General features: G+C 60.9%; 9 protein-coding genes. 3 read left to right on the top strand and 6 right to left on the bottom strand.

The features are described from left to right. Positions 1 to 200: 200 nt before the first annotated feature. From AC07FD_RS28420 to AC07FD_RS28410, 3 genes are read left to right on the top strand one after another with little or no spacing between them, the layout of a single operon-like run. Positions 201 to 1,703 carry an aldehyde dehydrogenase family protein gene (locus AC07FD_RS28420; protein WP_478352550.1) on the top strand — a complete coding sequence of 501 codons (1,503 nt, stop codon included), beginning with the start codon at positions 201 to 203 and terminating at the stop codon, positions 1,701 to 1,703. A 4-nt stretch (positions 1,704 to 1,707) separates the two neighbouring features. After that, positions 1,708 to 2,181 (top strand): GMC family oxidoreductase, encoded by a 474-nt coding sequence (locus AC07FD_RS28415; RefSeq protein ID WP_478352549.1) that lies wholly within the window; start codon positions 1,708 to 1,710, stop codon positions 2,179 to 2,181. After that, positions 2,114 to 2,659: a LysR substrate-binding domain-containing protein gene (locus tag AC07FD_RS28410; RefSeq protein WP_478352548.1), complete on the top strand. Its 546-nt coding sequence runs from the start codon at positions 2,114 to 2,116 to the stop codon at positions 2,657 to 2,659. The genes AC07FD_RS28415 and AC07FD_RS28410 overlap by 68 nt, the downstream gene beginning before the upstream one ends. A 280-nt stretch (positions 2,660 to 2,939) precedes the next feature. Here AC07FD_RS28410 and AC07FD_RS28405 read toward each other — a convergent pair whose 3' ends face one another. From AC07FD_RS28405 to AC07FD_RS28380, 6 genes are all read right to left on the bottom strand, one after another. Further along, positions 2,940 to 3,836: a MurR/RpiR family transcriptional regulator gene (locus tag AC07FD_RS28405; RefSeq protein WP_478352547.1), complete on the bottom strand. Its 897-nt coding sequence runs from the start codon at positions 3,834 to 3,836 to the stop codon at positions 2,940 to 2,942. A gap of 109 nt (positions 3,837 to 3,945) precedes the next feature. Further along, positions 3,946 to 5,145, bottom strand: a complete 1,200-nt coding sequence (locus AC07FD_RS28400) for a sugar ABC transporter permease (RefSeq protein ID WP_478352546.1) — start codon at positions 5,143 to 5,145, stop codon at positions 3,946 to 3,948. 33 nt (positions 5,146 to 5,178) lie between these two features. Then, positions 5,179 to 5,994 carry an ATP-binding cassette domain-containing protein gene (locus AC07FD_RS28395; protein WP_478352545.1) on the bottom strand — a complete coding sequence of 272 codons (816 nt, stop codon included), beginning with the start codon at positions 5,992 to 5,994 and terminating at the stop codon, positions 5,179 to 5,181. A gap of 57 nt (positions 5,995 to 6,051) precedes the next feature. Continuing rightward, entirely contained in the window at positions 6,052 to 7,128 is a 1,077-nt protein-coding gene (locus tag AC07FD_RS28390; RefSeq protein WP_478352544.1) for an ABC transporter substrate-binding protein, read from the bottom strand. A 226-nt stretch (positions 7,129 to 7,354) separates the two neighbouring features. Next, positions 7,355 to 8,323 carry a hydroxyacid dehydrogenase gene (locus tag AC07FD_RS28385; protein ID WP_478352543.1) on the bottom strand — a complete coding sequence of 323 codons (969 nt, stop codon included), beginning with the start codon at positions 8,321 to 8,323 and terminating at the stop codon, positions 7,355 to 7,357. Continuing rightward, a complete protein-coding gene (locus AC07FD_RS28380; protein ID WP_478352542.1) occupies positions 8,323 to 9,132 on the bottom strand; it encodes an HpcH/HpaI aldolase family protein in 810 nt (269 codons plus the stop codon). The genes AC07FD_RS28385 and AC07FD_RS28380 overlap by 1 nt, the downstream gene beginning before the upstream one ends. Between the last annotated feature and the right edge of the window lie 5 nt (positions 9,133 to 9,137).

The following is a 9,137-nucleotide window of genomic DNA, read 5'->3' as shown; positions in this document are numbered from 1 at the left end:
GTAACTCCAGTCTCCCCGGTCCGGTCCGAATGGACAACCTCCTGAAAGCTCACACCTAGGTCAGCCGATCGCCGGACGTCTTGTCCGAACGGGAACTTTATTTTGACTGAAAGCGCACTCGCGCCTTGGGCGGCTTGAAGCCGGCCGACGCGCTCCATAACCCTCGGTGCAAAGTGTTCATCAGCATCGAGGAGGATGGCGTGAACGAGAGAACCGTACCGCCGATCAGCGCCGCCGCCGCCGCATTCCTGGTGCGTTCGCACCGACCCTTCATCAATGGCCGCTTCATCGACGGACTTGCCGGTGAAGGCCTCGCCGTCGACGATTCTGCCTCGGGCGAGATCGTCGCCCATGTGCCCGAAAGCGGCCTCGAACTGGTCGACCAGGCGGTGCGCGCGGCGCGTGCCGCGCTCGAAGGCCCATGGGCATCCATGCGGCCGGTCGACCGCCAGAACCTGATGCTGAAACTCGCCGATGCGGTCGAGGCCGATGCCGACCTGTTGGCCGAGATCGAGAGCATCGAGAACGGCAAGTCGCTCGGCGTCGCCCGCACGCTGAGTGCCGGCGGCACCGTCGACTGGTTGCGCTATTACGCCGGCTGGGCGACCAAGATCCAGGGCTCGACCTTCCAGGTTTCCATTCCCGTGCCGCCCGGCGCCAGGCATCACGCGATGACCATGATGGAGCCGGTCGGCGTCGTCGGCGCGATCGTGCCATGGAATTTTCCGCTGCTGATCGGCATGTGGAAGATCGCGCCGGCGCTCGCCTGCGGCTGCACGGTAGTGCTGAAGCCACCGCAGGAGACGCCGCTCGGCCTGCTCAGGCTCGCCGAATTGATCGAGGCGGTCGGCTTCCCGCCCGGCGTCGTCAACATCGTCACCGGCAGCGGCGCCCTCACCGGCGAAGCACTGATCCGCCATCCCGGCATCGACAAATTGACCTTCACCGGCTCGACGGAAGTCGGAAAGCGCATCGGCCACGCCGCGGTCGACCGCGTCGCCCGCTTCACGCTGGAACTCGGCTCGAAATCGCCGATGATCCTGCTTGCCGACATGGAGGACGGCATCGAGCCGCTGATCGCCGGGCTCGGCATGTTCTTCAACCAGGGCCAGGTCTGCACTTCGGCCTCGCGGCTCTTGATCGAGAAGTCGATCTACGACCGCACGCTGGCGCGGCTCGCCGAAATCGCCGACGGCATGACGCTGGGCGCCGGCCGCGATGCAGAGGCACAGATCAACCCGCTGGTCTCGGCCAAGCACAGAAGAAGCGTCGAGGGCTTTGTCGAGCGTGGCCTCGCTGCCGGCGGCGAACGCATCAGCGGCGCGCGGCCGGTGCCGTCCAGGGGTCATTATGTGGCGCCGACCATCCTGCACAATGTCCGCCCCGACATGGAGATCGTGCGCGAGGAGGTGTTCGGGCCTGTCGTGGCGGCAATGCCGGTCGTCGATCTCGACGACGCCATCCGCATCGCCAACGACACGCGCTACGGTCTCTCCGCCTCGATCTGGACCCGCGACATGGGCAAGGCGATGACCGCCATCCATGGCCTCAAGGCCGGCACGGTCTGGGTCAATTCGCACAACACGCTCGACCCCAACGCGCCCTTCGGCGGCTTCAAGCAGTCCGGCATCGGCCGCGAGCATGGCCGCGCCGCGATCGACGGCTATCTGGAGACCAAAACTGTCATCATGCGGTACGCCTGACCAGATGAGCACTGAATACGACTACATCATCGCCGGCGCCGGTTCGGCCGGCTGCACGCTGGCCAACCGGCTGGTCAACGCGGGCAAGCGCGTGCTCGTCGTCGAGGCCGGGCCGGCAGACAACACGCGCCTCATCGACATGCCCGCCACCTTCGCCAAGGTGATCGGCACGGCGCGCAGCTGGATCTATGAATCCGAGCCGGAGCCGAGCGTCGGCGGTCGCCGGCTGCCGGTGCCGCAAGGCCGCACGCTGGGTGGTGGTTCCTCGATCAACGCCATGCTCTACATCAGGGGCCAGCCGCAGGACTATGACGGCTGGCGCGACCTCGGCTGTCCCGGCTGGGGCTGGGATGAGGTGCTGCCGGTGTTCAAACGGCTGGAGCGCAACGAGCGCCTGGCCGGCGACCGTCATGGCACGGCCGGCCCGGTTCGAAGACAACATCGACGTCGCGATCCGCTATGGAAGTCCACCCTTTGATGACGCCGAGGCGACCTTCCTGGGCCGGCAAGCGATAAGCCCCACCTGCGCGAGCACGTTTCTGCCGCAAGGGACGATTTTGGCCCCAGCCGACCTGCTCAAGCATCCCCTCATTCATTTGGAGGGCCCCTTTGATGAACAGACCCGCTGGTCGAAATGGTTCCATGCGCTAGGCATGGATACGGCGAAGGCGCGGCCAAGCATAACAGTCAACTCCTACACCAACCTTGTACAGGCAGCGCTCGACGGCCAGGGGTTCGCCCTGATCGGTCCACCGCTCATCGAGAGGTTCCTGTCCAACGGCACTCTGATACAGCCCGTCGACGCGCCTCCGGTCGTGCGCCATGCGTTTCACTTGTTGCTGCCCAAGGGAGGGATGCCGTCCGCCTCCTCGCAAGTCTTTTCCAATTGGGTCAAACGTTCATTCCCGAAGAAGGAGGCAGATCTGGCGCGGGCCATCGAGCTCGACGATCGCTAGTCAAGGTTAGTGTTGGTCGCCTTCACGTGTCATGAAGCTGAGGCTGGCGAACAGGGCCACTCACAAGCCGCGATCTATACCGCCCCCAGGCTTTCGCCTACGAGGAACTTCCAATCCAAAGATGGCTCAGACTGAACGTCTGAAAAGCGCCCGGAAGCAGTCATTTGCCGTTGCGTCAAGCTGCATAGGCCCCGTATTTATCCTCATACGGGAAGGCATCGACATGATCACTGATACGATCGAAGTGACCACGCGATGTGTAAGAAGTACTGCTCGGATTTCAGGAAACAGTTTGTTGCCGGCCGTGGGGAGCAGTGACAGTTGGTATTCGAGGACTGTTGGAACTCTGCTGAAGCCGGCTCGCCAATGCCACGGTGAGAGCTTGTGCAAGGCACATTGGTGCTGCCAGCGAGCGCGAGAACGTATACTCATGTTCCGGCACGGCGAAAAGCACTGAGGCTGATTTGGCAAGTGGCGACAGGGTGCTGTCGGAAATGGCTATGATAGGCACCTTCGCTGCGGCCACCTGTTCAACCACATTGACGACTTCCGTCGCGTAGAACCGAAAGGATACCGCAAACAGCAGGTCGCGCTGGGTAATCGTGCGCGCCATGTAGGTTGCGAGGCCGCCGCTGGGATCCAAGAGGACGCAACGCTTGCCAAGCATTGTTAGAACGTAGCGCAGCAGGTCGACCACCGGGGCCGAGCGCAACTGCCCTATAAGGTAGACCGTCTCGCTCTTCTGCAACAAATCGACGGCTTCGACGATCTGGTCAGCCGAGACATCCGCGAGCAGATCTTGGAGTGATGCGATGTCCCGCACGACAAGATCTCGAAGGAACCCAAGTTCGCTTCGATCCTCACGGGTGCCAAGCTCAGCTTCTAGGGCGCGCATCCTTGCCTCGAAGCCGGGAGCGGCGGTTGAAAGACGCTTTTGAAATAGACCCTGAAGCTCTTTGAAGCCCTCATAACCGAGCGACTGCGCGAACCGAACAAAACTAGACGCATGAATGCCACAGCGTTCGGCGATCGCACTGACCGAAAGAACCGCGACGTCGTTCGGGTTCTGGGTCAGGTAAACTGAGATGGCCTGATACGATTTGCTCATGCCCTCGAAACGATCATGCACGAGACGAATGAGCTCTTCGTAGTTCTTCGGCGGTTCAGCAACATTCATGATCACGATTCCTGCAAAATTCGTTGCAGTGTGCCCCGAACTCATCGGAATTGCCAATGGGGTTGGCGAAACGGTCCGCACCTTTCAGTGCGGACCATTTCCCATCAGCTCAATAGGCCTGCTGACCGGTCAGCTTCTCGATGATCTTGTCAATCGAGACGGCCAGGACGAGGAGCAACCCGGTGACGATGAGCCTGACTTCGTTCTTCACCCCCATTAGATTGAGACCGTTTTGAACCGTTCCGATGACCAAGGCGCCTAGCAAAGCCGCATGAATAGCGCCGCGCCCACCGAACAGACTGACTCCCCCGATGACCGCCGCTGCTATAGATTCCAGCAGGAGTGTGCCGCCACCCACGCCACCACCCGAAAATACCCCCACACCGAGCGTTCGTGACGACGCAATGATGCCCGCAATTGCCGCGACGCCTCCCGCAATAGCAAACGCTGCGGTCCGGATGCGCGGCACCTTGATGCCCGCGCGCCTTGCCGCTTCGGCATTGTTACCGATCGCGTAGAGGTAGAGACCAAACTGGGTTTCGTTGAGAACATAACCGCCCAGCCCAAGCAGGACGGCAAATATGAGCACCGGCAGCGGTATTCCCTGGTTGGCATTGAGCACCAGGACCGCCACTGCGCCTATCAGCGCCGATACGACCAACGGAAGGACTACCGAATGCATAACAGAGACTTCTAAACCAACGCGCCGTCTGCGCCGGACGCTGGAAAGGATGAGAAGCGCCAGGAAAGCGATGCCGATTGCCCAGGCGAGCCAAGCGTAAATTCCGTCGATCGTTGTTTGAGCAATCAACTCGACGCCGGTCCCCATGAGTCCGAAACGAGCTGTGGCAGGCAATAAAAGAAGTTGGATGCCGTTCAAGGCGAGGCCCAGACCGAGCGTTACCACGAAGGACGGAACACCGATCCAGTTTACCCAACGCGCCGAGACCGAACCGACCGCTGCTCCAAGGATGACCGACAGCGGCAGGGCAAGCAGCGGAGAGACTCCGTATTCGACGATCAGTTTGGCGCTCACCACTGCCGTGACGCCATGGATAGCCGCAATCGAGAGGTCGATCTCGCGTACGAGAAGTACAAACATCAGGCCAAGCGCCATGATCCCGACGACGGTCGACTGCAACAGCAAGTTCGAAAGATTCCGAGGCGTGAGGAATACGTCGCTTTGAAGAGCGAAGAAGACCCAAAGCACCACAAGCCCAATAATCACCGGGAGCGCCCGAAGGTCGCTCCCAAGCAACTCTCCAAACGTGCGGCGTTTCGGAGCCGCGCTTGCCGGGATCGAGACCATAACTTTCCTCCCTAAGCGAATTTTCGGCCGCTATCAGCCCGCCAGGTTTACACCTTCGTTGCCACCCACCATCGCGTTCACAACCATCTCTCCGGTCACGTCTTTTGACCGGAAACTGGCGGCGTTGGCGCCAAGGCGCATAACCTCGATTCTGTCTGTCGAGTTCACCACGAAGTGGTGGATGTCATGGCTGACAACGACCACGCCAAGGCCATCGTCGGCCAGGCTGCGAATGAGGTCAGCGACCTGCTGGGCGGCGGAGTGGCTCAGAGCCGCGGTGGGCTCATCCAGGATCACCACCTTGGGCTTCCACAGCACCGACCGGGCAATCGCGATGTTCTGGCGCTGCCCTCCTGACATCGCACCGACAGGGCGAGTTAGGGACAGATTGCTCAGACGCATACGGGACATGACCTCGCGAGCCCGCACTTCGCACTCCGCCCGCCTTATGCGATTGCCGAAGAGGCGCGAGCCGGTAAGTTCGCGCCCCAAGAACAGGTTCTGCACGGCATCCAGATTATTGCACAGAGCGAGGTCCTGGTAGACGGTGGCAATTCCATGCTCGGTGGCATCCGACGGGGTACGAACGAGTGCCGGCCTGCCCTCGATCTCGTATTCGCCGGAGTCAGCGGCATGAACGCCTGCCATGACTTTGACCAGCGTCGACTTGCCGGCTCCATTGTCACCGACAAGGGCAACAATCTCGCCGGCGTGAACGTCCACGGACGCGCCGCGTAGCGCATGCACTGACCCAAAGGACTTCTGGATGTTGCGGAGGGAAATGAGCGGCACGGACGAGTTCGTGCCCGGCGCTCCCCTTGCGGAAGGCTCATCTGCTTGTGCGGTCATCGTCTCCTCCTCCCGGGCTACAGGGGGGCCATCCTCGGTGCCCCCCTTTTCGCGGCTCTACAGGTTCTTCTTGCAGATATCCGTTGTTTCGATGCCCTTGCAGATTTCCGCCCAGGTCCAGACGCCGGCCTTCACCACATCGCCGAGGTTGTCCTTGGTGATGTTGGAGACCGGAAGGAACACCGCCGGCACGTCCATGAACGTGTTGTTGACCTTGCCGTTGATCAGGTCCTTCGGAACGCCTTTGCCTGCCACGATCGATGCGACCACATCGGCCGCATAGTTCGCCTGAACTTTGAGGTCCTTGAGGACGGAGTTGTCCTGCCAGCCCTGCGCGACGTAGCGCAGCGCTTCTACGGTTGCGTCCTGTCCGCCGGTCACCAGCTTGTCGCCTGGCTTGAAGCCCTGCGAAATTAGGGCCGCAACCGAACCGCCGGTCGTACCATCATTCATGCCGATGAAAGCGTCGACGTCGCCGCCATTCTTGGTGAGGCAGTCTTCGGCGAAGCTCTGAGCGATGGTCGGATCCCAGTTCTGCGTGTACTGCTCACAGACGACTTGTACCTTGCCGGAGTCGATCAGCGGCTTCAGGAATTCATCCTGGCCGGCTTCATATTGCTTGGTGCCATATTCGCCCTGATTGCCCTTGACCCGCGCGACCTTAACCGGGGTCTTCGACATGGCCGTGATAAGTTCGGCGGCGCGCTTGCCCTGCTCCCGGCCGACAGCAAGCGAATCAAACACCACATGAGCCTCGGCCTTTCCGCCGACCGCGTCATGATCGTAGAGCACGACCGGCACATTCGCCTTGGCGGCCGCCGCCAGTTCGCCGGCCGCAAGATTGGCGTCGGCCGAAGTGAGAAGGATGACCTTCGCCCCCTGGGCAATGGCGTCCTCGACTTGAGACTGCTGCTTGGACGGGTCGCCCTGGGCGTTCGCGACGACGACTTCCACGTCCGGGGCTTTCTCCTTCATCGCCGCAACGAAAAACGGAGCATCACGGCTCTCAAAGCGGATCGTGGTTTCGTTGGGCAGGAGAAAGAAAACCTTCGCCTTGTCCGCTGCGGCGGCACCGCCAATCAGGGCCGCGGAAATGACGGTTGACGCGAAAAGGGTAGAAATCAGTCGTTCCATTTATACCTCCCGTGGAACAAGGTTACCGGAAGCTGCGGAGCTAGGGAGATCTCTCCCCGCCTTCTCCTCCCCGGCCTGAACATCGACGATTGCAATGCTCATTGCATAATTCTGTATTCTGCAAAACACGATGAGTCAAAGGAAAAATGCAACGCTATGTGATCGATTCATAAAGCCGCAACAAATATTGCATAGAGGCGCCCGCCTCGCTCTATAGCCGGCTCGTTCACGCGGCTTTCCCTGCGGAGCGGTTCACCACTAGAGCCGGATCGATCTTCCCCGAAAAGAAATCGATCACGTTTCGAACCGAAGCCACGGCCATGCGCTCTCCGCATTCTTTTGTAAGTCCCGCGATGTGAGGTGAGAGGATGACCTGATCCAGATTGACCAGCGGGTCGTCTTCGGCTGGCGGCTCACGGTCGAAGACGTCAAGGCCGGCAGCGCCGACCTGGCCAGAGTGCAAAGCCTCGACGAGAGCTCGCTCTTCAACAATGCCCCCTCTAGCCGTATTCACGAGTATGGCGCCGCGCCGCATAACAGCAAATTCTGCGCGGCCAATCAGCGGCTGGTCAGCCTTGGGTATGTTGATCGAAACGGCGTCGGCCCACGACAACCCCTCACGCAGCGTGTCCACCGCGCTGACCGGGCCTTCGGGCCAGCCTTGGCCTTGCAAGTAAGGGTCGAACGCTTTGACCTCCATGCCAAAGCCGGAAGCCATGCGGGCCAGATGGCGGCCAATCCGGCCGAATCCGACGATGAGGAGATTCTTGCCTGAAATCTCCTCGGCCTCCAATTTGTTGCGCCATCCCCATTCACCTGCCTGCCGCACCGCACGATCGGCACGAACCGCGCGCTTGGATGCAGCAAGAATGAGCATCATGGCGTGCTCAGCAACGGAGACAGAGTTTACATCTCCAACGATAGTCAATGCGATGCCGCGCTCGTTCAACGAAGGCAAATGCACCGCGTCATAGCCGACGCCATGCCGAGAGACGACTCTCAGGCGATCGGCCTTCGCGACGGTCTCGGCCGACAAAGGTTGAGTACGAAGGACAAGCGCATCAGCGTTGCCGATCAGTGGCGCATAGGACTGCTCGGAGACTTCCTCGATATAGTCGAATGTGACATCGGGCAGGCTGTTCAGAAGTGCCATGCCGGACGGGTGCAATTTCCCGGCAACAAGGATGTGCGGCATCAGTAGGCCCCCTTCTCTCCGGCGGTGCCGACGCGACCCACCAATTCCCGAAAACGGCTGACACTTGCCGCGGCGGCTGCAGCCAGTAAGCGGGAATCCCCTGCAACAGTGGTCATATTGAATCCCCACTCGATTGCTCGGGCGGCATACTCTGCAGTGCCGCAGTGCAAGGCAGCCTTTATGCCGTTCGCTTGGCACGCCCCTACGATCCGATGCAGCGCATCGAGCATCTCAGGCTCCTCACGGTCGAAGCCGGGGGAGAGTCTGCCGTCCGTCACGCTGAGGGTCAGGTCTGCGGGCCCCACATAGATCCCGTCCAGCCCGGGTGTAGCGGCAATGTCGTCGAGGTTGTCCATCGCCTGCTTGGTCTCGACCATCGCAAAAGCCAGGATTTCGTCATTGGCTTCGCCTGCGTAGTTCGAGCCGGCGGCGAAGCTGACCCTGGTTGGCCCGAAGCTCCGCTGCCCAAGTGGTGGGTAACGCAGGTAGCTGACGAACTCTGCGGCCTGCCCTCCGGTGTTTACCATCGGACAAATGATGCCGTAGGCCCCAGCGTCGAGCGCCTTCATTATGATGCCGGGTTCAAGCCAGGGAACGCGAGCCATAGGCACGACGCCTGAAGCGCGCATGGCCTGAAACATGGGCAGCACGGCAGAATAGTCCAAAGCGCCATGCTGGATATCGATTGAAACAGAGTCATAGCCCTGTGCGGCCATGATTTCGGCTGTGAAGGCGTTCCCGATCGAGAGCCAGCCATTGATGGTCGGTCGACCTTCCGCCCAAATCTGCTTCAGTTTGTTCTTTATCATCGCAG

This window comes from Mesorhizobium waitakense (genome assembly GCF_056431085.1).
Note: the sequence above shows the minus strand (reverse complement) of the source record. Positions and strands in the feature narration are given on the sequence as shown.